Source organism: Rhizobium sp. RU35A (assembly GCF_900156005.1).
Taxonomy (GTDB): Bacteria; Pseudomonadota; Alphaproteobacteria; order Rhizobiales; family Rhizobiaceae; genus Neorhizobium; species Neorhizobium straminoryzae.
This window is the reverse complement of record NZ_FTMR01000004.1, coordinates 286,482-311,333: the sequence shown is the minus strand read 5'-3', so window position 1 is coordinate 311,333 and position 24,852 is coordinate 286,482. Positions and strand designations below refer to the sequence as shown.

Annotated in this window: 23 protein-coding genes; 7 read left to right on the top strand and 16 right to left on the bottom strand. The window is 63.5% G+C overall.

The window, feature by feature from the left end:
• Window positions 1–14 precede the first annotated feature (14 nt).
• The 7 genes from F3H95_RS11955 to F3H95_RS11925 are packed head-to-tail and all read right to left on the bottom strand — an operon-like array spanning window position 15 to window position 6,698.
• On the bottom strand, window positions 15–587 hold the full coding sequence (locus F3H95_RS11955) for a hypothetical protein (protein ID WP_149746132.1): 573 nt from the start codon (window positions 585–587) through the stop codon (window positions 15–17).
• Window positions 580–1,290, bottom strand: coding sequence for a hypothetical protein (locus tag F3H95_RS11950; RefSeq protein ID WP_149746131.1), 711 nt, complete (start codon window positions 1,288–1,290; stop codon window positions 580–582). The genes F3H95_RS11955 and F3H95_RS11950 overlap by 8 nt, the downstream gene beginning before the upstream one ends.
• A gap of 28 nt (window positions 1,291–1,318) precedes the next feature.
• Window positions 1,319–2,308, bottom strand: coding sequence for a sugar kinase (locus F3H95_RS11945; RefSeq protein ID WP_142881193.1), 990 nt, complete (start codon window positions 2,306–2,308; stop codon window positions 1,319–1,321).
• A complete protein-coding gene (locus F3H95_RS11940) occupies window positions 2,305–3,351 on the bottom strand; it encodes an ABC transporter ATP-binding protein (RefSeq protein ID WP_142881192.1) in 1,047 nt (348 codons plus the stop codon). Before F3H95_RS11940 ends, F3H95_RS11945 begins: the two co-directional genes overlap by 4 nt.
• Before the next feature lie 3 nt (window positions 3,352–3,354).
• Window positions 3,355–4,197, bottom strand: a complete 843-nt coding sequence (locus F3H95_RS11935) for a carbohydrate ABC transporter permease (protein ID WP_142881191.1) — start codon at window positions 4,195–4,197, stop codon at window positions 3,355–3,357.
• 1 nt (window position 4,198) lies between these two features.
• The gene (locus F3H95_RS11930) at window positions 4,199–5,140 is read right to left on the bottom strand and encodes a sugar ABC transporter permease (protein ID WP_142881190.1); all 942 of its coding nucleotides are present in this window, start codon (window positions 5,138–5,140) and stop codon (window positions 4,199–4,201) included.
• 4 nt (window positions 5,141–5,144) lie between these two features.
• A complete protein-coding gene (locus F3H95_RS11925) occupies window positions 5,145–6,698 on the bottom strand; it encodes an extracellular solute-binding protein (protein ID WP_142881189.1) in 1,554 nt (517 codons plus the stop codon).
• A gap of 219 nt (window positions 6,699–6,917) precedes the next feature.
• On the opposite strand from F3H95_RS11925, the gene F3H95_RS11920 reads away from it, so the two are divergent.
• The 5 genes from F3H95_RS11920 to F3H95_RS11900 are packed head-to-tail and all read left to right on the top strand — an operon-like array spanning window position 6,918 to window position 12,588.
• Window positions 6,918–8,243: an NAD(P)H-dependent oxidoreductase gene (locus F3H95_RS11920; protein ID WP_149746130.1), complete on the top strand. Its 1,326-nt coding sequence runs from the start codon at window positions 6,918–6,920 to the stop codon at window positions 8,241–8,243.
• Window positions 8,240–9,238 carry a thiamine pyrophosphate-dependent dehydrogenase E1 component subunit alpha gene (locus tag F3H95_RS11915; RefSeq protein WP_149746129.1) on the top strand — a complete coding sequence of 333 codons (999 nt, stop codon included), beginning with the start codon at window positions 8,240–8,242 and terminating at the stop codon, window positions 9,236–9,238. Before F3H95_RS11920 ends, F3H95_RS11915 begins: the two co-directional genes overlap by 4 nt.
• 1 nt (window position 9,239) lies before the next feature.
• A complete protein-coding gene (locus F3H95_RS11910) occupies window positions 9,240–10,253 on the top strand; it encodes an alpha-ketoacid dehydrogenase subunit beta (protein ID WP_149746128.1) in 1,014 nt (337 codons plus the stop codon).
• A gap of 1 nt (window position 10,254) precedes the next feature.
• Window positions 10,255–11,604, top strand: coding sequence for an acetoin dehydrogenase dihydrolipoyllysine-residue acetyltransferase subunit (locus tag F3H95_RS11905; protein ID WP_149746127.1), 1,350 nt, complete (start codon window positions 10,255–10,257; stop codon window positions 11,602–11,604).
• A gap of 24 nt (window positions 11,605–11,628) precedes the next feature.
• Window positions 11,629–12,588 (top strand): sugar-binding transcriptional regulator, encoded by a 960-nt coding sequence (locus tag F3H95_RS11900; RefSeq protein ID WP_142881184.1) that lies wholly within the window; start codon window positions 11,629–11,631, stop codon window positions 12,586–12,588.
• Window positions 12,589–12,693: 105 nt separating this feature from the next.
• On the opposite strand, the gene ptsP is transcribed toward F3H95_RS11900, so the two are convergent.
• Genes ptsP through F3H95_RS11880 form a run of 4 tightly spaced genes read right to left on the bottom strand, consistent with a single transcriptional unit; the run spans window position 12,694 to window position 16,875 of the window.
• Complete coding sequence (ptsP, locus tag F3H95_RS11895; protein WP_149746126.1) at window positions 12,694–14,658, bottom strand: phosphoenolpyruvate--protein phosphotransferase; 1,965 nt, start codon at window positions 14,656–14,658, stop codon at window positions 12,694–12,696.
• A gap of 15 nt (window positions 14,659–14,673) precedes the next feature.
• Window positions 14,674–14,958, bottom strand: coding sequence for a PTS sugar transporter subunit IIB (locus F3H95_RS11890; protein ID WP_149746125.1), 285 nt, complete (start codon window positions 14,956–14,958; stop codon window positions 14,674–14,676).
• 7 nt (window positions 14,959–14,965) lie between these two features.
• Window positions 14,966–15,454, bottom strand: coding sequence for a PTS sugar transporter subunit IIA (locus F3H95_RS11885; RefSeq protein WP_244617992.1), 489 nt, complete (start codon window positions 15,452–15,454; stop codon window positions 14,966–14,968).
• Window positions 15,451–16,875 carry a PTS transporter subunit IIC gene (locus tag F3H95_RS11880; RefSeq protein WP_142881181.1) on the bottom strand — a complete coding sequence of 475 codons (1,425 nt, stop codon included), beginning with the start codon at window positions 16,873–16,875 and terminating at the stop codon, window positions 15,451–15,453. The genes F3H95_RS11885 and F3H95_RS11880 overlap by 4 nt, the downstream gene beginning before the upstream one ends.
• Before the next feature lie 196 nt (window positions 16,876–17,071).
• Between F3H95_RS11880 and F3H95_RS11875 the strand changes: the two genes are divergently transcribed.
• Together F3H95_RS11875 and F3H95_RS11870 are read left to right on the top strand one after the other, a co-directional pair.
• Window positions 17,072–18,073, top strand: coding sequence for a sugar-binding domain-containing protein (locus F3H95_RS11875; RefSeq protein WP_149746124.1), 1,002 nt, complete (start codon window positions 17,072–17,074; stop codon window positions 18,071–18,073).
• Between the two features lie 432 nt (window positions 18,074–18,505).
• The gene (locus F3H95_RS11870; RefSeq protein WP_149746123.1) at window positions 18,506–18,901 is read left to right on the top strand and encodes a cupin domain-containing protein; all 396 of its coding nucleotides are present in this window, start codon (window positions 18,506–18,508) and stop codon (window positions 18,899–18,901) included.
• 31 nt (window positions 18,902–18,932) lie between these two features.
• Here F3H95_RS11870 and F3H95_RS11865 read toward each other — a convergent pair whose 3' ends face one another.
• The 5 genes from F3H95_RS11865 to F3H95_RS11845 all read right to left on the bottom strand — a co-directional run bounded on the left by F3H95_RS11865 (window position 18,933) and on the right by F3H95_RS11845 (window position 24,824).
• A complete protein-coding gene (locus F3H95_RS11865; RefSeq protein ID WP_149746122.1) occupies window positions 18,933–19,826 on the bottom strand; it encodes a LysR family transcriptional regulator in 894 nt (297 codons plus the stop codon).
• A 358-nt stretch (window positions 19,827–20,184) separates the two neighbouring features.
• Entirely contained in the window at window positions 20,185–21,291 is a 1,107-nt protein-coding gene (locus F3H95_RS11860) for a substrate-binding domain-containing protein (protein WP_149746121.1), read from the bottom strand.
• Between the two features lie 38 nt (window positions 21,292–21,329).
• Window positions 21,330–22,271 (bottom strand): ABC transporter permease, encoded by a 942-nt coding sequence (locus F3H95_RS11855; protein ID WP_149746120.1) that lies wholly within the window; start codon window positions 22,269–22,271, stop codon window positions 21,330–21,332.
• Between the two features lie 10 nt (window positions 22,272–22,281).
• A complete protein-coding gene (locus F3H95_RS11850; protein ID WP_149746119.1) occupies window positions 22,282–23,283 on the bottom strand; it encodes an ABC transporter permease in 1,002 nt (333 codons plus the stop codon).
• On the bottom strand, window positions 23,283–24,824 hold the full coding sequence (locus F3H95_RS11845; protein ID WP_244617991.1) for a sugar ABC transporter ATP-binding protein: 1,542 nt from the start codon (window positions 24,822–24,824) through the stop codon (window positions 23,283–23,285). The genes F3H95_RS11850 and F3H95_RS11845 overlap by 1 nt, the downstream gene beginning before the upstream one ends.
• Window positions 24,825–24,852: the final 28 nt, after the last annotated feature.

Here is a 24,852-nt window from a genome sequence, read left to right as displayed (position 1 = left end):
GAGGACCGGCAGGGCTACAATTGCGCACGAAAAACGTCGGGCATCGACCAGTTCGGTTCGTGGCCGAGAAGCTTTTGCAGGAAGCCGGCCGGGAAGCTGCGGTTCTCCGCCGAATTTTCCTTGAAAGACCACCAGCTTCGAAGATCGTCCACGCTCGGGCTGATATCGACGTCGAGGTTGAATTCCTGCTTCATGGCGGCAGCATGGATCGACAGGCAGAACATCGTGCAGGCATAGCCTTCGGGCCAGAAGGCGCCGGCTGATCCCGTTTTACGGCTCGGCTCCGAGGTTCTGGCAACCGGCAGATCGGAAATCAGTTCGCGCAGCATCAGGCAGGCGGCAAATTCGAAGAAGGCACGGCGCCTCGCCTTGTCGCGCGGGTTCTGCCGGTCGATCGCCTCCAGCCAGCGGACAAAGACATCCGCCAGCGTTTCGTCGTCCACCGCGAAGATGCAGCCGAGATGCCGGCCGGCTGCCTCCGTATGGGCGTGGAAGGCAAGCTTGAACCAGCGGAAACGGCGCACGGCCAGGCGTAGCGGCTGGTTGGTCGGCGGCAGCGCGACCCGGAGAAGGGGCAGGTCAGACATTGACGGCATACCGTTCGAACAGCCGGCGCAGTGCATCGACGTCGCGACTTGCGGAGGCCTGAAGAATGCCATCGGCCAGTGCCTGGGAAAGTTCGCAGGCCGAGAGCAGCGCCATGTCGTGATCTGCGTCCGAGCGATCTGCCAGCAGCCACAGAAGCACCGAAAAACTCGCGAGAACATCCACGTCCGCTGCCTTGAGACGGGTTTCTGCGGTCAGCGTCTCGGCGCGCACCACGCGCAGATCGAGCATGGCCAGAAGCAGAACGGCTGCGGAGGCCTCCGCCGTCTGTCCCGGCGCTGCCGACTGGCGCATGCGCTGGAAGGCCGCGCGTGCGGCGGCCTCGCTGATGAAGGCATTGCGGGCGTGAAGATGGCGCACGGCCTTCTTCAGGGCCTCATAGGCCACGACGGCAAAAGGCGCATCGCCCTGCGGATGGGCGTTGAATTCGGCAAAGGGCGTGACGGGCGAACCGTTGGACGGAATCACCTTGCCGGCAATTCTGGAGGCCATGCCGTCCAGCCCGCGGGCGAGATCATCGACATCGCCGATCAGCGTTCTGGCAAGCCGTGCCGCCGGTTCCGGCAGGTTTTCCATCGCGCCCACATCCTGCAGGGACTTGCGGCCGCTGCGCAACACGTGGCGCACGCCGCGCAGCACCTCCCGCAGCGTGGTCGGATCCGGACGGATGGGCATCAGATTCACAGCATTCACTCCCTTCCCGAGAGGCTTCTTATACCGTGGTGAGAGCCGGCACGAAAGCCTCCAGACCCTGATGCCGTCGTGTCGAACGGATGAACTCCAGGGTGTGTGCGTAATCCCTGACCCCTGCCTGACTGCCGAGCCCGGTGGCGTTCTGTGCCGACGAGGCCTGCGCCAGTTCCACGCACTGTTCCGCCGGCAGGCCCTTGATCAATCCGGTCGCAAAGCCGCCATTGAAGCAGTCGCCACAGCCACAGGTGCATTTTACATCCACCTGGAAGGCCGGCGTATGAAATTCCTGTCCGTCGCGGCTGCAGTAATAGGCGCCGTTTGCCCCGAGCGTCAGGATGATGCAGCCTGCCCCCTGATCCAGCAGGAACCGGGCGAGATCCCGGTTGTCGCTGAGGCCCGAAAGAGCCTGAGCTTCCTCCTCCGAGGGCAGGAAGTAATCTGTATAGGGCAGCAGCTGTGCGACCTTGGGCAAATCGTCGGCCGTCGAGGCAAAGACGTCGAGCGTGGTGATGACGCCCCGCCGCTTTGCCTCCGCCATCACCTCGCGCGTGCGGCCCGTATCGTCCATCCGGTTCATCAGGCCGACGCCACCGACATGCAGGATGCGGGTATCGAGCAGGCGTTCGAGCTGATCGTCATCGATGAAGAAGCCGTCAGTCGCGCCGCGCTTGTGGAGCGCTGGGCGTGCTCCGTCCGGTCGTGTGGTGACGATGGAGGAAGACGTGGAAAACGTGGGGCAGCGCGCCATCAGCCCGGTATCGATGCCGAAGGATTTCAGCTTCATCAGCACCCAGTCGCCCATGTCGTCTTCCCCGACGCCACCGGCCGCCTGAACGCGCAGCCCGTGCTTGGCCGCGACGATCGAGGCGGAGCCGGCGGCACCCGAGACCGCCATCGTGAAATCCTCGACGAAATAGGTGCCGCCGCCCGGTGCGATCTGTGTGACGGGCCGGCAGAGCGCATCGAAGGTGTAAAAGCCCATGCAGGAATAATCGAAGCGGGTGGTCATGCAGGCCTCCGGATGCGCTCGCCGTTCTCGGAGAAGAAATAGAGACGCGACAGATCGAAGCCAATCGAAATGGGCGTGTCGATCGGCGCTCGGAAATCGCGGGCCGCCTTGATCTCCACGGCGCGCTTGCCGGTCTGGACGGTCAGATAGGTGATGTCTCCGGTCGGCTCGACGCCATAGACCATGCCTTGCAGATGTCCGCCGCCGACCGTGCAGTCCTCTGGCCGGATGCCGAGCGTGACGCTGCCGGTGACGGTGCGGGGGCAGGGAACCTCGATGCCTTCGCTCCGGAAGATGCCGTCGCGCGCCTCGCCCGCCAGCAGGTTCATGGGAGGTGATCCGATGAAGCCGGCGACGAAGGTATTGGCCGGATCGGAATAGATCTCGTCCGGTGTGCCGACCTGCTGGATGATGCCGCGGTTCATGATGACGATCCGGTCCGCCAGCGTCATGGCCTCGATCTGATCGTGGGTGACGTAGACGGTGGTGACCTTCAGCTGCCGCTGCATGTGCTTGATCTGCACCCGCATGCTGGCGCGCAGCTTCGCATCGAGGTTGGACAGTGGCTCGTCCATCAGGAAGACCTGCGGCTCGCGCACCACCGCGCGCGCCAGCGCTGCACGCTGCCGCTGGCCGCCCGAAAGCGCGCCTGGTTTGCGATCCAGAAAGGCGCCAAGCTCCACCATCTCGGCCGCCCGGCGGATCAGCCGGTCGTGCTGGTCCGCCGGCACCTTGCGCATGCGCAAGGGGAAGCGGATGTTGTCGTAGATCGACATGTTCGGATAGAGCGCGTAGCCTTGGAAGACCATGGCCACGTCACGGTCGCGGGCGTCGATCTCATTGACCACTTCGCCACCGATGACGATCTGGCCACCGGTCGGATGTTCCAGACCGGCGATCATGCGCATCGTCGTGGTCTTGCCGCAGCCGGAGGGGCCGAGCAGCACGAGGAACTCCTCGTCGGCGATGTCGAGCGACATGTTCTCCACGCCGACAAAGGAGCCGAAGCGCTTGACGATATTGTTGAGCTGAATGGAAGCCATGGTTCAACCTTTCACCGCACCCATCGTCAACCCGCGCGACAGGTGCTTCTGGATCAGGATCACGACGATCAGGATCGGCACGAAGGCGAGGAAGGAGACGAGCGCAATTGCGTTGTAGATGATGCCGTCCGAACCGCCGGTGAAGTTCGCCAGCGCAACGGACATGGTGTAGGCCTTCGAGGTGGAGGCGATCAGCAGCGTGAACAGGAACTCGTTGATCGCGAAGATGGCCGCGATGACGGCTGCGGTGATGATGCCGGGAAGGCAGGCGGGGATGATGATTTCCCGAAGGATCGTCAGGTCGCCGGCGCCGTCGGTGCGGGCTGCGTCTTCCAGCTCCTTCGGAATATCCAGCATGTAACTGCGGATGATCCAGGTCACCAGGCTGAGATTGATGGCGGCATAGACCAGCATCAGCGCCCAGACCGTGTCGAGAAGACCAATGTTCTTGAACAGGAAGAAGATCGGCACGGCGACGATGGCGGGTGCCATCATGCGGGTCGAGAGGATGTAGAACCCGATATCCTCGCGGCCCCTGAACTCGTAGCGCGACAGCGCATAGGCGGCGGGGATCGCGAGCACGAGATCGATGACGACCGAGCCGGCGACGGCCACGACGGAATTGCGCAGGTAGCTGGCAATCGGCCAGTCGCTCACCAGCAGACGCCAGGCGTCCAGACTCCAGCTTGGCCAGTAGATCGGGTGCGGCACGATGATTTCCGTGCGCGGACGAAAGCCGATGGTGAGAAACCACAGCATGGGCGCCAGACACACGATCGCCCAGGAGCCGAGGATCAGATAGCGAAGCCACAGGCGTTCGCTTCGGTCACGACGAACGGAGGCCATCTCAGCTCCTCCCCGAGCGGAAGGCCCGCTTCACGAGTGTCTGGGCAATCAGGATCGTCATCGCCAGCATCAGCACGGAGGCGGCGGAGGCATAGCCGAAATTGAACATGCGGAAGCCCTGGCGATAGATGAAGAAGCTCATGGTCTCCGTCGCGCCGCCGGGCGAGCCCTGCGTCATGATGTAGACATTGGTGAACATGGTGGTGATATCGATGCCGCGCAGCGTGACGGCCACCACGATGACCGGCCGCATCATCGGCAGCGAGATGTTCCAGAAGATTGCCGGCCAGGAGGCACCATCCAGCCGCGCAGCCTCTTCGATTTCCTGGTCCTGGCCCTGCAGGGCCGCGACGAAGATGATGAACAGGAACGGCGTCCACTGCCAGACATCGGCGACGATCAGCGTCAGCCGCGCCAGCCAGACCGAGGCCAGCCAGTCGACATTGCCGTGGGTGAGCCCGATCGTCATCAGGAGGTCGGAGATCACGCGCCCGTCGTTGAAGGCAAGCTTCCACATGAAGGCAACCGCCGAGGGCATGAACAGCATCGGCATCAGATAGATGATCCGCCAGCCACGGATGAGGGGATCGCGATAGGCAAAATAGGCGAGCGCCAGCGCAATCACCGTCTGCAGGCCGAGCGACAGGCCGCCGACAATGATCGTATTCCACAGCGCCGCCCAGAACTCGGCGTCCTGCAGGATGCGCTCGTAATTGTCGAGGCCGGCCCAGGTCCATTTCACGAAGCGGACCACGAACAGGCTCTGGTAGATTGCAAAGATACCGGGATAGAGGGTGATGGCCAGCAGGTAGAGAACGGCTGGCGCGACCAGGAGGTAGGGGAAGGCGCTGCGCATCCGCGGCGAGCGGCGGCGCAGCGTCCCGGTGGATGGACGGGCGGTGGCTGGTGCCACCGCCTTGATGCTGTGTGCGGAGCTTGCCATCGGCTTAGAACGGCAGAGCCTTGCCGGCGCCCACATACATGCCCGGAGCGACATCCGCATAGGCGACCGGTCCCTTGCCGCCCTTGAAGCCGTTCTTCTCCATGATGCGCTTCCAGGCAGCCTCGCCGTTTTCCAGCGCCTGCTTGGCGGAGATCTGACCCGTGGCGGCACGGTTGATCTCGTTGCCGAGTGCCTGCTCCATCTCGAACATGCCGGGCAGGCGCGGTGCGCACCAGGCGTGTTCGAGGCTGTCGGCCCACACCTTGGCCGGCTGGCTGACGGCGCGCAGGCGCGGATTGGCGAGAACGGAGCGGTAGCCCGGGGCGACGCCGTTGGCATTGGCTTCGTTCATGGCCATGATCGAGGCCGTCGTCAGGAAGGCCAGCATCAGGAAGGCGCCCTCCGGATTCTGCGAGGTCGCCGCCACGCAGGAGGTGGAACCGGCAATGTTCGGCGGAGCAAACACGCCGCCCTTGATGCGCGGCTCGTAGATGGTGACGAAGTCATCGACGATCTTGGACTGATCCGGACGCATGGCCTGCGTGCCGCTGTCCTGCCAGCTGATGTTGGCGGCCACCTGTCCGCCGAGCCAGGCGGCGCGGTTTTCGCCCCAGCCGGCACCGGCCACGCCTTCGATGGCATTCTTCTGGAGCGCCATGATGATGTCCATGGCCTTCATGCCTGCATCGCTGTTCAGCGTGGGGTTCCACTGCTCATCGAACAGTTTCAGGCCCGCCTGCGCGGCGATATGCTCCCAGGTATAGGTGGCCCAGAAACCACGTGCCAGCATGAGGCCGACGCCCGAAACGCCGCCGCCGAGCTTGTTGGCTTCGCCCGTGATGCGGATCAGTTCGTCGTAGGTCGGCACGGAGTTGGCGAGGTCGATCTTGCCGCCCAGGATCTTCTCCATCGATGATTTGCGCAGATGCACCATCTGCACGTCACAGTCGAAGGGGATGCCGACCAGCTTGCCGCCGAAATAACCGTAGTTCAGGCGATAGGTGTCGTAGAAATCATCCAGCGGCAGCTTCCACTTGGCGGCGTAGTCATCGAGTTCCGCCAGGAAGCCCGGGCCGGCGAAATCGCCAAGCCAGGGCGAGAAGAACTGCAGCGCATCGAAGGAGGCATTGCCGGAAATGAATTCGGCCACCGCCTTGTCGTAGAAGCTGTCATCCGGGATCGGAACGAGTTCCACCTTGATGCCGGAGAGCTGCTCGAACGGCTTCAGCCCTTCGGCCGCGGATTCCTGGTCGGCCGCGCCGATGGCAAAGCGGACCGTCTTGCCCGCCTGTTCGGACCGAACCTTCTCCCAGTCCACGGCGCGGATCCAGTCCTTGGCCGGATCCCACAGCGGATCATTGGTCATGTTGTAGAGCTTGCGGTAATCGGCCCGCACATAGCCTTCGACGGAGATGCCGTCCAGAATGGACTTGACGTCCGGCAGCGCTGTCTTTGCCAGCGCTGGCATGGCGAGCCCCCCAAAGCCGGCGGTGACGCCTGCCGCCGCCGTTGCACGCAAAAAGCCGCGGCGCGAGACCGCTGCGAATTCCTTACCCATGTCGTCCTCCCGGTGTGATTTCCTGTGCAGGAACATCGCTGCGCCACTCCTCTGGTCAGCGATTGATATGAACATAAATTTCACTTTCAGAACATGTGTTCATTATGTTTGCGTGTCAATCGAGAAAAAGTGCTGCGCTGCAGCATCAAAGATTGAGAACTTTGTGTTGACATAAATAACAAATGTACGCAATCAATGGCGCACCGAGGAGGATATGCCATGCCAACGAATGTTGCCCTAACCGGGCTTGCCCGCGACCTGTCGGCGCGGGCCCATACTGGAAAACCCGTCCGGATCGGCCTTGTCGGGGCCGGGGAAATGGGAACGGATATTGTCAGCCGCGTCGCGCATATGCAGGGCATTGCGGTCGGCGCGATCAGCGAGGTGCGCCCGGGTGCTGCGGAACGGTCGGTCCAGATCGCCTATGGAACGGATGATCGTTCGCGGAAGGTCACGAGCGTTGACGCTGCCAATGCCGCCATGGAGGCGGGGCTGGTCGCGGTGACCGAAGACGTGAATGTGCTGCTGAATGCCGGCTTGATCGATGTGGTTGTCGATGCCACCGGCATCCCCGCCGTCGGCGCCAAGGTGGGTCTTGCCGCCATGCAGGCGGGCAAGCATCTGGTGATGATGAATGTCGAGGCCGACGTGACGATCGGCGCCTATCTGCGCGCGGAAGCCGAAAAGCTCGGTGTCGTCTATTCGCTCGGCGCAGGCGACGAGCCGTCGAGCTGCATGGAGCTGATCGAATTCGTCAGTGCCATGGGCCACCGCATCATTTCTGCCGGCAAGGGCAAGAACAATCCACTGAACGTTGATGCCACGCCAGACCTCTATGCCGACGAGGCGCGCCGTCGCAACATGAACCCGCGCATGCTGGTGGAGTTCGTCGACGGATCGAAGACGATGGTGGAAATGGCGGCGATTGCCAATGCCACCGGTCTTCTGCCGGACAAGCCCGGCATGCATGGTCCCGCATGCTCGCGTGAAGAACTGAACAAGGTTCTGGTGCCGCAGTCGGCCGGCGGTGTCCTCTCCTCCAGCGAAGGCTGCGTCGATTTCTCGATCGGCAAGGGTGTCGCGCCCGGTGTTTTCGTCGTTGCGGAAATGGAACATCCCCGTATTCGCGAGCGCATGGAAGACCTCAAGATGGGGCAAGGCCCCTACTTCACCTTCTTCCGGCCCTATCATCTCACATCGCTCGAAGTGCCGCTCACCTGCGCGCGTGCCGTGCTCTACGGCAAGGCTGATATGGTGCCGCTCTCGCGCCCGGTCGCGGAAGTCTGCGCGGTCGCAAAGCGCGATCTCCTGCCGGGTGAAACGCTCGACCAGATCGGCGAGTATTGCTACCGCGCCTGGATCATGACCGCGACAGATGCCCGCCTGGCCAATGCCGTGCCCTGCGGTCTGCTGGCCGGTGCGCGCACGACGGCGCCGGTGCGCAAGGGCGAACTGCTGACCTCTCTCAATACGGCCGTTCCCGCCGACAGTCCGATTGCGATCCTGCGCGCACGGCAGGATGCGATGCTGGAGAGCCTGCAATGAGCACCACAGACAATCGCCCCTTCGCCATTCGCACCTATTCACCGGTGCAGCTGAAGCAGGCGCTGAAGCGCATGTATCTCATCCGGCGTTTCGAGGAAGGGGCCGAGCAAAGCTACATGCGCGGCCTCATCCACGGCACGATGCATCTTTCGATCGGGCAGGAGGCGAGCGCCGTTGCAAGCTGCATCGAACTGACCGATGCCGACAAGATCACCTCCAACCATCGCGGTCACGGCCACTGCATCGCCAAGGGTGCGGATGTGGCACGCATGTTCGCGGAGTTCTTCGGCAAGGAAACCGGCTATTGCCACGGCCGCGGCGGCTCCATGCACATTGCCGATGTTCAAACCGGCAATCTCGGAGCGAACGGCATCGTCGGCGGCGGGCTCCCCATCGCCGTGGGGGCGGCTCTTTCCGCCAAGCGGCTGGGCCGCAAGGATGTGACGCTGTGCTTCTTCGGAGATGGCGCCAATAATGAAGGCGCCTTCCATGAGGCCCTCAACATGGCGGCGATCTGGACGCTGCCGGTCGTTTTCATTTGCGAAAACAACAAATATGGCATGTCGACCTCCGTCGAGAGATCAACAGCGGTGCGCCGCATTTCCGAGCGCGCCGCCGCCTATTCAATGCCGGGCGTCACAGTGGACGGCAATGATTTTTCCGCCGTGGCGGAGGCCGTGCATCATGCCATCGCCCGCGCGCGGGCCGGCGAAGGCCCAAGCCTTGTCGAGAACCTCACCTATCGCTGGCGCGGCCATTCGAAATCGGATCGCAACCGTTATCGCACCAAGGAAGAGATCGAGGCCTGGATGGCGCGCGACCCGATCGCCCGTTTCCAGGCGGAACTGATCGCCCACGGCGTGCTTGATGAGGCCGAAGCGATTGCCATTGCCGAGGCCGCCGTCAGCGACGTCGAGCAGGGCATTGAATTTGCAAGGGGCAGTGCTGCCCCGGCAATCGGCGAAGTGACCCGCTATGTATATGCAGAGGCCTGACATGGACGTGACGGCACAGGAAACCTCCACCCGGACCTTGTCCTATTCCGAAGCGATCCGCGAGGCCATGGCGCTTGCCATGGAAGCGGACCCCACCGTCATCCTGATGGGTGAGGATATCGGCGTCTATGGCGGCGCCTTCCAGGTGACACTGGATCTGGTCGATCGCTTCGGCCCGGACCGGGTGATGGATACGCCGATCTCCGAACTCGGCGGCGCAGGTGTTGCTGTCGGTGCGGCGCTGACGGGATTGAAGCCCATCTTCGAGTTCCAGTTTTCCGATTTCGCGACGCTGGCGATGGAGCAGATCGTCAACCAGGCAGCCAAGCTGCGCTACATGCTGGGCGGCGAGGCGTCGGTGCCGGTGGTGTTCCGCATGCCGGCCGGCTCCGGGACGGGCGCTGCTGCCCAGCACAGCCAGAGCCTCGAAGCCTGGTTCGGCCACGTGCCGGGCCTGAAGGTCATCCAGCCTTCGACGCCCGAGGATGCCAAGGGCATGCTGCTGGCAGCGCTTGCCGATCCCGATCCCGTGCTCGTGTTCGAGCACAAGCTTCTCTACAAGATGAAGGGCGAGGTGCCTGCGGGATACTACACCACCCCGATCGGAAAGGCGGCCGTTCGCCGTGCCGGCAGCGACCTGACGATTGTGGCCGCCTCGATCATGGTGCATCGTGCTCTCGAAGCCGCCGAGCAGTTGGCAGGCGAGGGCGTGAGCGCCGAGGTGATCGACCTGCGCTCGATCCGTCCGATCGATCACGAGACGATCATCGCCTCCGTGCGCAAGACCGGGCGTCTGCTGATCGTCTATGAAGGCGTGAAAAGCTACGGCATCGGTGCGGAAATCAGCGCCATGGTAGCCGAAAGCGATGCCTTCGATTTCCTGGATGCCCCGATCCTGCGTCTCGGCGGCGCCGAGGCACCCATTCCCTACAATCCCGATCTGGAGCGGGCTGCGGTGCCGCAGGTCGATACGATCCTTGCTGCCGCGCGGCGCCTGGCGTGCCGGGAGGTCTGACATGCCGGTGGAAGTGATCCTGCCCAAGGTCGACATGGACATGACCCATGGCACGCTGGCCACCTGGCATGTGAAGCCGGGCGATATGGTCCAGAAGGGAGCAGCCCTTTTCGACATCGAGACCGACAAGGCCGCGATGGAAGTCGAGGCCCCGGCGACCGGACGCCTTCAGCATGTGCTGGCTGAGCCAGGCACGAAGGTGCCGGTCGGCTCCGTCATTGCCTGGCTTTATGCGGAAGGTGAGACCGTCGATACGCTCCCGCCTGTTCCTGCACCGGGCGACGTGCCGGCAGAGGCTGCCGTTCCCGATGCCCCGGCACTCGGAGGAACCGAACAGGCCCCCTATGCTGTGCCTCCGCAAGGCATGGCGGGTCACGCCAGCCCCATGCCCGGAGGGTCTCTCCTGCGGGCAACGCCTGCTGCCCGCCACGCGGCGCGGACGGCTGGCCTTGATCTTTCGGATGTGGCCGGCAGCGGTCCGCGCGGCCGTATCCAGAAGCAGGATGTGGACGATCTTCTGGTTCGCGAGCGCGACGTGGCCCCACCGCGGCCGGTTTCCGGCTGGGTGGCGGATAGCGGTCCGCTGGCGGTGACCCGACGCCCGGGCCGCGATGCGCCGCTGGTCCTGATCCATGGTTTTGCGGCCGACAGCACCGGCTGGCTGCCACTGGAAAAGGCGCTTCTGCCCGGCCGGGCCCTGATCCGCATCGATCTTCCCGGACATGGCCGGTCGCCCAAGCGGAAGATCCGGGACTTCGCGCATCTGGCGCGCATGGTGCTTGAGGCCTTTGATGAGGCAACGCGCGGTCTCGACGGGGTGCATCTTGTGGGGCACTCGCTTGGCGGCGCCGTTGCTGCGGCGATTGCCGACATCCGTTCATCGCGTGTCCTGAGCCTCACTGCCATGGCACCTGCCGGGCTCGGACCCGATATCAACGGGGAAATGCTCGCGGGAATTGCGCGCGCCACCCGCGTCGAAAGCCTTTCTCCCTGGCTGCGCCAGCTTGCCGGCAATGCCGAGCTGATCGGCGATGACTATGCAAAGGCCGCCATGCGGGGCCGTGCCGATCCGGGCCTGCGAAGCTGCCAGATGGAGATGGCCGAGGTGCTTTTCCCGGATGGCGTGCAGGCGTTTGATCTCAGGCCTGCCTTTGCACGGCTTTCCATGCCGGCCAGCATCGTCTGGGGTCGTCGCGACCAGGTGACGCCTTTCCGTCATGCCTTGAGCATCGAGGCTGATTTTGCGCTTCATTTCCTGCACGGCATCGGGCATATCCCTCACTTCGAATGCCCGGAACGCGTGGCAAGGATCGTCGAAAGACAATTTGCAGCTGTCGAAGCTCCGGGTTGAGACAGATCACCAGGAGTGTTGCGGATGCAGGAGGCGACGAGGCCGGCTGGGGTGCAAAGCGAAGCCGACCGCCTGCGGGCCAAGGCCGTCTGGCTCTACCATGTGGAGGGCAAGACCCAGAACGAGGTTGCCGCCATTCTCGGCATCAACCGCATCATGGTGGTGCGGGCACTCGCCGAGGCGCGGCGGCGAAATGAGGTGCGTGTCACCATCTCTTCGCCGCTGGCCGAACTGACGGAACTCGAGCGCAAGCTCGAATGCGCCTTTGAGATCAACCGCGTGATCGTGGCGCCCTTTGACGATCCGCAGGCCGATCCGGTCAAGGTGATTGCCGCTGCCGCCGGCGGCTTCATTTCCAGCCTGATGAAATCGGGCATGTCCGTCGGCGTCGGCTGGGGCCAGACACTTTACAACACGCTGCCCTTCATCCTTGGCAGCGCGCTCGATGATTTCCGCGTCGTCTCTCTGCTGGGCGGGATTGCCGCCGCCCGCCGCTTCAACCCTGCCGAATTCGCCTGGCAGTTCGCCGAGTTGTTCCAGGGCGAAGGCTTTCTGATTCCGGCGCCGGCGGTGGTGGACAGTCCCGAGACGAAGCATGCCCTTCTCGAACGCTGCGGCCTCGCTGCGATTTTCGAGATGGCGGACAAGCTGGATGTCGCCCTGTTGTCGGTTGGTGGCATCTCGACGCTGACGACAAGCTATCGGGCGGGCTATATTTCCGAATCCGACCGGCGCTCCCTGATGGAGGCCGGTGCTGTCGGGGACGTGCTCTACAATTTCATCAACGAAAAGGGCGAAATCGTTGATCACGATGTGAATTCGCGCGTCGTCTCGGCAAATCTTTCCCGTCTGCGGCGGACCCCGGAACGGGTCCTCATCTCGGGTGGCAAGGAAAAGATTCTTGCGCTGCGCGGCGCCATCCGTATCGTCTGCCCGACCACCTTCATCACCGACGAACAGACCGCACGATCGCTGATCGCCTGAGGTACCCTTCCATCAGCAGCGTTTGGGCAGTAACGGCATGGATGCGAAAGAAAAGCCAGCCAGCCGCGCGGATGCGACGGCTGGCTGGCTTGTCACCTGTATCGTTCATCCCCTGATATAGCCGGAGACGGCGCTTTTCATCTTGAGGATCGAAGCCGGCGCCATGCTGAGTTCGGTCACGCCGGCGGCGATGAAGTGTTGGGCAACCGCCGCATCGCCTGCGGCTTCCCCGCAGACCCCGACCCAGATCCCGGCCTTCTCCGCTGCCGTGCACACCATGCGGATGGCGGACAGGACGGCCGGCTGATCGACGCGGCACAGCTCGGCAACGCCGGGGTTCAGCCGGTCTGCCGCCATGACATACTGCGTCAGGTCATTCGTTCCGATCGAGAAGAACCGCACCTTGCGGGCAAGCGTTTCCGCCGCAAAGACTGCGGCCGGCGTCTCCACCATGATCCCGAGCACGAACTCCGCCGCCGTCTTGCCTTCCTGGATCAGCTCGCTGCGGCACTGGTCGATCAGAGCCCGGGTTGCGTCGATCTCGCCGATATCCGCCACCATCGGCAGCATCACATGCAGCCTGCCGAAGGGGGCAGCTCTCAGCAGGGCGCGCAGTTGCGGCTTGAAGAGGTCCGGGCGCGCAAGACACAGGCGAATGCCGCGCACCCCGAGGAAGGGATTGTCCTCGCGGGACAGGGCAAGGCTGCGCACCGGCTTGTCGGCGCCGATATCCAGCGTGCGGATGATGACAGGATGGTCGGGAAAGGCGAGCAGAAGGCTTTTGTAGACGTCCAGTTGTTCGTCTTCCGTTGGCAGATCATTCCTGTTCATGAACAGGAACTCGGTGCGGAACAGGCCGACGCCCATGGCTCCCGCCGCCTGCGCCTGGGTAATTTCGTCCACCGAACCGAGATTGGCGGCAATGGTGATGGCAACGCCATCGGTCGTCGTTGGCGCCACATCAATCCATGTCTGCAGAGCCTGCGCTTCGGCCTTCGCCATTTCGCATCTGCGAACAATATCGTCGCGTGCGCGTGCATCCGGATCGGGAAAGACTAGTCCACCATCGCCATCGAGCGCGATCTCGCGGGCGCGATCCAGGCGTCTGTCCGGATCCTGCACGCCGAAGACGGCAGGAACGCCCGCGGCCCTCGCGAGGATGGCGGCATGGCTGGAGGCAGAGCCCTGGCGGGTCACGATGCCGGAAAGCCGCGACAGATCAGCACCGCCCGCTTCTGCGGCGCTGATTTCATCGGCGACCAGCACGCTGCCTGCGGGCACGTCGGCAAGGCTCAAGGCATGCTTGCCCTGCAGGTGCAGGGCCGTCAGCCGCGTGAGGCTGGCAATGTCTTCCGAACGGGCGCGGGCATAACTGTCTTCGAGCGCGGAGAGTTCGTCCGCAAGCTCCGCTCCGACGGCAAGAACCGCAGCGCCGGCGCTTCGCCCGCCCCGGATCAATGCCTCGACGCGGGCGCTCCATTCGGCATCGTCCGACAGTTCGGCAATGGCGTTCAGAACGTCCGCGGTGCCGCGGCTGGCCGCGGCGGCCTGGCGGCGCAGCGCAAGACCCACATGCTGCATGGCCTCCCGTGCCGCGCGGATGTCCGCATCCACGTCTGCAGCGAGAGCGGCAAACGGTTCCAGAACCGGCTGGCGGAAGGCAAAGGCGGGGCCGATGGCCGCGCCTGAGCCGCCGGCGACGCCCTTCAGTGCATTGCCACTGAGCGCCCCGGCCGGGGCCGTGCCATCGCCAGACCCTGTGGGGTCGGGTTTAGCCTCGGGGGATGCCGCCGCGCCTTGCGCATGGTCGCCCTGCCGCGCCTCCAGATAGCCGGCAATGTCTTCCACGGCGCGATCGGCATCCTCGCCGATCGCGCGGATGGTCACGTCCGCTCCTTCCTTGAGGCTGAGCAGGATGAGCTTGAACGAAGAGCGCGTCGTGGCCGACTTGCCCTGGTGTTCCAGAAAAAGCTCGCTGTTATATCCCTTTGAAAGCCTGACGATCTCGGCCGCGGGTCTGGCATGGATGCCGCCCGGAACCGCAACGCGGACGGCGCGCTGGATTTCCATCGATACACCTCTGTCTCAGGCACGCAGGATCTCGGCGATCCTGTTGATTTCGGCATCGCGACCGATGCCGGTCAGGAAAGCGAGCGTGACGATGGCCGGCTTCGGAAGATTCGGCGGCAGCGGCGTTGTCGAGACGATGAGGTCCACGCCATCGAGCATGCTCGGCACCTCGGTCGCCTTGCACTGGCGGGTCTCGACGTCGATGCCGCGATCCCCCATGGCCTCGACGATGGCGGTTGCAACGACGGTGGATGTGGCAACGGCGGTGCCGCAGGCGACGAGGACTGTCTTCTTGGTCATTTTGGTCTCAACCTCCCAGTTTGAGATATCGATCGATGTCAGCGTAGATCTGACCACTGTCTTGCGCTTCGCACAGAGATTGAAGCGTTTTATTGTCCTGAATGAGCCCGCCGATGGCAGACAGCATTTCGAGCTGTTCTTCCTTGCTGTGAAGCGCGAGCATGAAGACAAGGCGAACCGGCAGTTTCTTATCCGGATCGTCCATGCTGCGGAAGGTCACGGGCTCTTTCAGCGTGGCCACGGCAGCCCCGGAGGCGATCACATGCTCCGGATCGGTATGGGGCACGGCGACGGCCAGCCCGTCTTCCAGCGGCAGGCCCGTCGGCATGGTCCGTTCGCGTTCCTCGACTGCGCCGCGATAGCTCGAGCGCACCTTGCCGCGGCTGAGAAGATGATCGGCCAGCTGGCCGATCACCTCGTTTGCATTGCGGGCCGTGAGCCCGGTAAAGATGTCCTCCCTGGAGAGGAAACTCGTCGTGTTCATGCTGTCTGTCATGCCGATACCCTGCGGCCGTTGGATTGAGTGGCTTTCTCCGGGCTGGCCGAGGCGAGCGCCTCCATCGCTGCGGCGCGTACCTTCAGCAGCCACATGCAGATTGCGATCAGTGCGGCGACGATGAGGGCGCCCAGCCAGCCGAGGCCGCTGAACAGCTTCACCACGACGAAGCCGATCCAGACGAAGCCATCGCCGATGGCAGTGATCTGGCTGGCATTGGCCGGCATCTTGAAACCGGCACTGCCGGCGGCCGAGGTGAAGAGCGGCGCGAGCGCACCGGCGATGTAGAAGCCGATGGTCAGCGTGATCGTGCCGATGATCACCATGCGCAGCACATTGCCCCGCACGATGGGCGCAGCCAGGGCCACCACGAACGGAATGACCGCCAGATCGGCAAACAGGATGACGCGGTTGCCGGGCAGGATGATCGAGAGAATGATCGCGATCGGAACGAGCAGCAGGGCTGACGAGATGGCCGCCGGATGGCCGATCAGGATTGCCGAATCAAGCCCGATATTGATCTGCCGGTCGCCGGCCCGCTTCTGCACGAACTCGCGCGCTGCCTCGGAGACGGGGATCAGGCCTTCCATCAGGATTTTGACCATGCGGGGCAGAAGCAGCATCACCGCTGCCAGATTGATGCCCGCCTTCAGCACCTTGGCCGTCATGCCGGGAATGTCTGCCGGGTTCCAGAAGCCGACGAGACCGAGAACAAGGCCGATGATGAGGCCCAGAATGACCGGTTCCCCGGCAACACCCAGCCGCTTCTGGATGTGATCTGTGGACAGATCGATGTCGCGAAGGCCAGGAATGCGCTCGATCAACCAATTGGTCAGGATCGCGATGGGCAGGATCTGTGCCGACAGCAGATGCGGTACCGAAACGCCCGGCAGCCCGTAGAAGGCCTGCACCGGCTTTGCGCTCCAGTCGGCAAAGAACAGCGAGAGTGCGGCCATGAGGGCGGCGGCGGCCAGCCCGTAGGGCAGGGAACCGGTTGCGGCGGTGACGAGCGAGCCGACGAAGGCGAAGTGCCAGAAATTCCAGACATCGACGTTCAGCGTGCGCGTCCAGCCTGCCAGAAGCAGGACGACATTGACGGCAATGCCGATCGGGATGACCCAGAGGCCGACCTGCGAGCCGAAGGCGATGGCCGCCGACGACGGCCAGCCGACATCCACGACATCGCGCTTGACGCCGGTATTGGTTGCAATCGCCTGCGCCACGTCGCTGAGGTTCGTCCACATCAGCCCGATGACCAGATTGATGCCGATGAAGGCAACGCCGATGGTGACACCGGCGCGAAACGCCTTGCCGGGCTTTGCACCCAGAACCACGCCGATGATGAAAATCATGATGGGCAGGAGCACGGTGGCTCCCAGATCGTCGATGACGGCCTTCAGGCCGCTTAAAAGTGCGTCCACGTTATCCTCCCTTACGTGAATGAACGGCAAACCATGCATTCACTCCCCTGAATGCACTTTTGTTCGTCGGCGATCATATTGTTCGCGTCGATCGGTCGTGTCAAGTGTGCGGTTTGCGCGCAAATGTGCAAAACACTGGTGTCTCCGCAAAGTTGCGGCATACTGCAACCCGGTGAATCGATGAGGAACGAAAGCGATGTCGCGCATACGCTCTGACGATCATGACCTGCAGGTGATGGCGGCCTGGCTCTACTACGTGCACGGCCTCGGCCAGGAGGAGGTGGCCCGTCGCCTCGAGGTGTCGCGGACGAAGGTGGTCCGCATGCTGTCTGGCGCGCGCGAGAGCGGTCTCGTCAAGATCAGCCTCGAGCACCAGATGGCCGAGACGCTTGCCTTGGCCGACTGGATTGCCGCCAGTTACGGCCTTGCCCGCTGCATTCTCACGCCGCCCGCCGATGCCGCCAATCCGGACGATCCGCTGCTCGATCCGCAGCGCAAGGATGCGGTCGGCATCGCAGCCGCCAATTATGTCAGCCGGCGCATCCTCAACACGCGCAACGTCTCGGTGGGTGTCGGTGGTGGGACGACGGTTCGGCGTACGATCGAGGCCATGCGCATGCTCTCGAAGCCTGATTCCCGCATCGTGGCGCTGATGGGCGCCTCGCACAATGATGATGGAACAAGCGCCTATTCGCTGAGCCTGGAGATGGCGCAGATCGTGGGCGGTAGCGCCCGAACGCTGCCTGTACCCTTCGTTCTCGGGCTTGCGGAAACCTGTGCCGCGCTGAAGGCAGACCCCTCAATCCGCCCCATCCTCTCGGAGATGGCCGCGACGGACTTCAACGTGATTTCCTGCGGCGCCTGTGAGGAAACCGGCAGCTTCTTTCTGGCTTCGGGCATGTCCGCGGCCGACCTGGACGATGCGCGTGAGGCCGGCGCGGTCTGCGAAGTGGCTGGACATTTTCTGAAGGCGGATGGTTCACGCGCCGAGACCGGCCTGAATGATCGCCATACCGGCATCGAATTCGAGGATCTGCGCAGGGCAGACAATGTCGTCGTGGCCGCCGGCATGGCCAAGACGAAGCCGCTGCTGGCACTGCTGAAGGCCGGCATCGCCAACACACTGGTCATCGATCATAGTCTTGTCGCTGGTCTGGTGGCGGCGCGACCGAAAGGCGCCCAGCCTCCGCCAGGTTAGAGCCGGGGGGGGGGATTGGCCGGAGCCGCCGGAAAATGCAGTCGTCCTGCAGCCGTTTCCGGCTTTCCTCAGATACGCTCGATGCCGCCGTCGAAGCGGCTGAGGCGGATGAGACAATCCCATTTGTAATCGTCGTCGGACAGGGCAAGATTGCCTCGATGCGTTGGTTGGTCCGCTTGAAATGACATGCGGGTTGGTCTGATTGCGTGCCGGGATGCGTCGGCACGCAGGCGCCGAGGATGCAGGCGCAAAATGCGGCCCGGCCCGGTAGCCTATCTGCCATCCTTGATGGATCGTATCCTGAACCGCATCTATCAATCCGGGCCGCGTCTTCGATCTGGAGGTGCCGCGCGAGGATGTGGGACAAGGCTGGCGAAGAACGGACGGCGCGCTGCCGGAACCTTTCTGAGACTGCAATGAAGGAGAATGACCATGCAGATTCGACGCGCAGGCAGCCAGCCTTCCGGCAGGGGGCCCGCCGATTGGTTCACCGGTACGGTGCGAATCGATCCGCTGTTTCCGGTGACGCCCCCGGCCAGAGCGGCCGGTAATGCGGTGACGTTCGAGCCCGGGGCCCGGACCGCCTGGCATACCCATCCGCTCGGGCAGGTGCTGATCGTCACCGCAGGCTTCGGTCGCGTCCAGCGCGAAGGCGGCCCGGTGGAAGAAATCCGACCGGGCGATGTCGTCTGGTTCGATCCGGGTGAAAAGCATTGGCATGGCGCCGGTCCTGCGACCGCCATGACCCATATCGCCATTCAGGAATCGCTGGATGGGAAGGTCGTAGACTGGCTGGAAAAGGTGACGGACGCCGAATACGAGGCGTGAAGCCGCGCGGTCTTCAGCCGCCGCGGCGTGCTCAGTCGCGGTGGCGCAGCGCATTGACCAAGGCCGTGAAGGCGGGCGATGACTGGCGGCGGCTCGGATAATAGAGGTGATAGCCGTCCCAGGGCGGCGTCCAGTCTTCCAAGACGCGGAGCAGGCGACCATCCGCCAAATAAGGCTCGGCCACATCCTCGGGGACGAAGGCAAGTCCGAAGCCTTCCGCAGCCGCCAGGATGGATTGGTAGCAGGTGTTGGAGGCAAGCTGCCCCTCCACCCGTATGCGTGTTTCCTGACCGTCCTTCTCGAACTCCCAGATCCAGAAGCCGCCGAACGTCGGCAGCCGCTCGTTGATGCAGGTATGGCGCACCAGATCTTGCGGGTGGAGCGGAGGCGGGTTCTGCGCAAAATAGGAAGGGGCACCCACCACCGCAAACGGGAAATCGGGGCTGATCCGGGCCGAGATCATGTCCTTTGCCAGTTGCTCGCCCATGCGAACGCCGGCATCGAAGCGTTCGGTGACGATATCCGTCAGGCCGTTATCGCGGATCAGTTCGACCTTGATGTCCGGGTAATCCTTGAGGAAGGTTCGAAGCTTGGGCCACAGGATCCAGGTAATCGCGTGGTCGGAGGCCGTGATGCGGATGCTGCCGGCGGGCCGTTCCCGCCAGGCGCTCAGCGCATCGAGTTCCGCTTCGATCTCATCGAAATGGGTGCTGATGCCGTCGAGCAGGCGCTGTCCTGCCTCGGTTGCGGATACGGCGCGGGTGGTGCGCGTCAGCAACCGGACGCCAAGCCGCGCTTCCAACTGGCGAAGCGTATGACTGAGGGCTGATTGTGAAACACCCATCTTGGCCGCCGCCTTGGTAAAGCTGCGTTCGCGCGCCACCGCGATGAAGGCCAGCAGATCGTTGACGTTTTCGCGGGCCATTTATGAATCCTCTTCATCTCACTACGACGATTATAGCTGGTCCTCGCATCAAGGGTGAAGTGTTTATGCAATGGCTGCCCGTCCCTCGCAGACGGTCGATCGATGGCGTTCCTTCTGGCGAGGGCTTGCCCGATAAATCCGAAGCCGGCGGGGGATTATGGTTGCCGTCTTCCGGATGCCGATTGCGGCGGCTCTACTTCTCTTGCGGCTATTGTTGTCATGCTAAGGCGTGCGACGGGGCGCTGACGTGGCATGCAAACCACAGGAAGGCGGCCAGAAGCCGCGGTGATCGAGACGATGGCCTGAGCGCCAGGCACCCCTTCCGGATCCATGGGACCCGGAAGGGGATGCGAAAGGATCAGAAGTCGAACTTGTCGACATTGTCCTTGGTGAAGACGGCCGGGCTGCCGAGCAGGATCTGGCTGCCATTGATGATCTGCAGTTCACCGAGACGACCGGCCTTGAAGGTCTTGTCGCCCGGCTTCAGCGTACCGTCGGCGGAGGCGCGCAGCGCCTGCATCGCGGCATAGCCGAGATCGACCGTGCTCCACAGCACGGCGGATTTCACGCAGCCGGCCTTGATATAGGGCTTCATCGGATTCGGCGTCGCAAGACCGACGACCGAAACCTTGCCGCACTGGCCAGCCTGCGTGACGGCGTCGGCAGCGGCGGGCGTGGCAACGCTGGTCATGCCGATGATGCCCTTCAGATCGGAGCCGTACTTGTTGAGCAGCGTATTGGCCTGATTGAACGAGAGGATATTGTCCTCCTGCGCTTCAACCGTCTCCAGCCATTTCATTTTCGGATAGCATTTGGCCTGATAGGCGGACATCTCGGCAATCCAGCGCGCCTGGTTGGGCGTGGTGAAGGTGGAGGTGACGATGGCGAAGGATCCCTCCTGACCGATTTCCTTGGCCAGCGTATCAATGAGAGACTTGGCGACGCCGTTCGGCGTTGCCGGATTGACGAACCACTGCCGTGCATCGGGCTGCGCGTCGGCATCATAGCCGACCACATTGATGCCTGCGGCGAGCGCCTTCTTCAGCACGGGCGCGATGGCCACCGGGTCGTTGGCGGAAAACAGGATGCCGTCGACGCCCGAGGTGATGTAGTTGTCGATCAGGGTGATCTGGTCATCAATATTGGCCTTGGTGGAACCGTCTGTCTTGGCATCGACAGTGCCCAGTTCCTTGGCGGCGTCCTTCACGCCCTGTGATGTCGAGTTGAAGTAGCCGATGCCGACGAGTTTCGGCACGTCTACCACCTTGATCGTCTTGCCCTTGCGGTCCGGGGCCTTGGTCGGCGTGCCGCCATTATAGGCAACGGGCGTCGCTGCCGCCGGTGCGCCATCGCAGGCCAGCGGACTGGTGGGCTGGTCGTCCGCCCCGGTCCAGACCGGGGCGGCGTGTGATGTGCCCGCCGACAGTGCGAGAGTGAGCAGGGTGGTCATCATTGATCTGCGCATGGGTTCCTCCTCCATTATTGCGAGATACGTGATTGATGTCAGGCCCGGCGCCTGTTGAGCGCCGTGGTCATGAGAATGGCGCCGATCAGCATGAGGCCGATCAGCACGGCGGTGCCTTCCGCCTTGATGCCCGCCAGCGACAGCCCGTTCTTCAGACTCTGGATGACGACGAGGCCGATCAGCGTGCCGATGACACTCCCCCGACCGCCATAGATCGAGGTTCCGCCCAGCACGACGGCGGTGATGGCGTCGAGTTCCAGACCGGTGCCCATGTCGGAACGGGTTGTGGATACGCGGGAGACGAAGATCACCCCGGCAAGCGCCGCCGCAAATCCGGATGCGGTGTAGACGGCAATCTTGGTGCGGTTGACGGGCAGGCCCGAGAAGAAGGCGGCGACTTCATTGGCGCCGATCGCATAGATGCTGCGGCCAATGCGTGTTGTGGCGAGAAGCACGCTGGCAAGAATGGCAAAGACGATCAGGATCCAGAGCTGTGTCGGCACGCCGAAAAGATTGCCCTGGCCCAGCACATAGAACCAGTCCGGGTAGCCGCGCACCGAGCGCGCCTGGCTGATGCCTTCGGCAAGCCCGCGATAAAGCGCCAGCGTTGCCAGGGTGGCAATCAGCGGCGGCACCCCGAAGCGGGTGATGACGAAGCCGTTGACGAAGCCGCAGAATGTGCCCACGGCAATGGCAAGACCGGCGGCGGCCGCAAGGGGCAGGCCGAGATTTTGCCAGAACACGCCGGTCAGGATGGCGGTGAACCCGAGGATCGAACCGACGGAAAGATCAATGCCGCCGGTGATGATGACGAAGGTCATGATGATGGCGACGAGCCCCACTTCCGTCATCAGTCGACCCTGGTTGAGCAGGTTCGCGCCAGTGAAGAACTGGCTGGACTGGAAGGCGAGCGCCACAAGCAGCACCACGGCCACGAGAGCGAGAATGGTTTCGTGCCGGAGCAGCATACGCATGGACATGGGAGCCTCCTTACGTCTTCGGACGGCGGCGGATCATGTCCGCAAGCACGGTGATGAGGATCAGCCCGCCGATCACGGCACGAAGCCAGTAGGCCGAGACATTCACAAAGATCAGCGCCGATCCGATGGCGGCAAACAGGATAGCAGCCAGCGTCGAGCCGATGACGGTGCCGGACCCGCCAAGGATCGAGACGCCGCCGATGACGGCCGCGGTGATGACGGTGAGCTCCAGGTTCGGCGGCACGGTGGACTGGATGACCTGTAACTGGGTGGCAAACAGGATGGTGGCGATTCCGGCGAAGGCCCCGTGAATGACGAAGACTGCCAGCACGCGCCGCTCGCTGGAAAGGCCTGTGGCCTTGGCCGCTTCCGGATTGCCGCCGACGGCGTAGAGCGACCGGCCGAAGGGGAAGTTGCGCATCCACCAGGCGGCAATCAGCGTCAGGACCACCATGGCAATGATCGGGAAGGGCAGGCCGAACGGCTTCCACTGTGCGATCATGAACGCCTTCGGAAGGCCCGAAATCCAGGTGCCGCCGGTGACGGAAATCAGGCCGCCGCGCAGGATCGACATCATGCCGAGCGTGACGACGATGGACGGAATGCGGGCATAGGCCACAAGCCAGCCGACGACGAAGTTCGCTGCCATGCCGAGAAGGATCGGGGCTCCCCAGGCCATCCAGACCGGATAGCCGGATACCGCCAGGGTGCCGGAGATCGTTGCCAGTACCCCGATGAGTGCCCCTATCGACACATCGATATGGCCGGTGATGATCACCATGGACATGCCGATGGCCGCGACCGCGATATAGGCATTGCCCGCGAAGATGGTGTTGAGGTTCGAGGCGCTGAGGAAGCGTGGATTGTAAAGCCCGACAGCCACGAAAAGCAGCAGGATGGCGGCGATGATCACGCATTCCTGTCCATAGTCGCTCATCAGCCTTGCGAACAGGGGACGGGGTCGTTGCAGCTTGTGGGCGCTCACGGGGATGCTCGTCTGAACAGCGGCCATCACGCGGCCTCCTTCGACTTCGTCTGTGCCGTCATGGCCGCGCCGACGGTTTCCGGTGTGGCGTCCGCCCGGTCGATCATGCCGGTGACCTGACCGTTGTTCATCACCAGAATCCGGTCACTCATGCCGATCACTTCCGGCAGTTCACTGGAGATCATGATGATGGCGAGGCCCTTGGCGGCAAGATCACTCATCATGGCGTGAATTTCCGCCTTGGCCCCGACGTCGACCCCGCGCGTGGGTTCGTCGAGAATGAGGATGTCCGGCCGGGTTTCCAGCCATTTGGCAATGACCACCTTCTGTTGGTTGCCGCCGGAAAGCTCGCCGACCGGCTGGTGGATGCCGGCGCGCGCCCGAACGCCCAGCCGCCTGATGGCATCGACGGCCCGCCTGGCTTCTTCCGCAAAATTCAGGAAGAGGCCGGGCGCGATGCGATCGAGCGTTGCCATGGAGAGGTTTTCATTGATGGTCATGGACTTCACGAGACCCTGCAGGCCACGGTCCTCCGGCACATAGGCGAGCCCGAGATCGCGGGCCTGGCGCGGCGTGTGGATCGAGACCGGCTTGCCCATGACCCGGATCTCCCCCGATGTGGCGGGCGTGATGCCGAACAGTGTCAGCGCCAGCTCCGTGCGGCCCGAGCCGACGAGCCCGGCAATGCCCAGCACCTCGCCACGCTTCAGGGTGAAGGAAATGTCGCGCACCAGACGGCCATGGTTGAGCCGGGATACGTCCAGCACCGGTTCGCCGATCTTTGCCTCGCCCTTGGGGAAAAGCTGCTCGATCGAGCGCCCCACCATCAGCGAGACCAGGGTGGCTTCGTCTGCATCCGCGATCGCACGCGTGTCGATCATCATGCCGTCGCGCAGCACCGAGACGCGGTCCGCCAGTGCGAAGATTTCCGGCATGCGATGGCTGACATAGACAATACCGACGCCGCGCGCCTTCAGGCTGCGCACCACCTCCATCAACCGGGTCACGTCCTTTTCGGTGAGCGAGGCTGTCGGCTCGTCCATGATCAGAATGCGGGCCTTGTGCGAGAGCGCCTTGGCGATCTCGACGCGCTGGCGCTGTGCCACCGAAAGCGTGGCGATGCGGGTATCGACATCGAGATCATGACAGTCGAGGCTGTCCAGCAGCGCGCGGGCCCCGGCCCGGGCCGCGGCCCAGTCGATGCGGCCCATGGCCTTTCGCGGATAGTGACCGAGGAAGATGTTTTCAGCGACCGTCAGCTCGGGAAACAGCAGCAGTTCCTGGTAGACGGTTGCGATGCCGGCCGCATTGGCATCCCTGGCGGAGGCAAACCGCATCGGCTGGCCCTCGATCTCCATCCGGCCGCCATCCGGCTGGTGAAGGCCGGAGAGGATCTTGATCATCGTCGATTTGCCCGCGCCGTTTTCACCGAGCAGTGCGTGGATTTCGCCGGGCCGAACGTCGAAGGAAATGTCCTTCAACACCTTCACCGGGCCGAAGGATTTGGAAATCCCTGCAAGCCGGACGAAGGGCGGCGTGCGGCTCTGCTCCTCAAGATTGGACGACAACTCATTCCTCCTCATGATAACCGGTTTC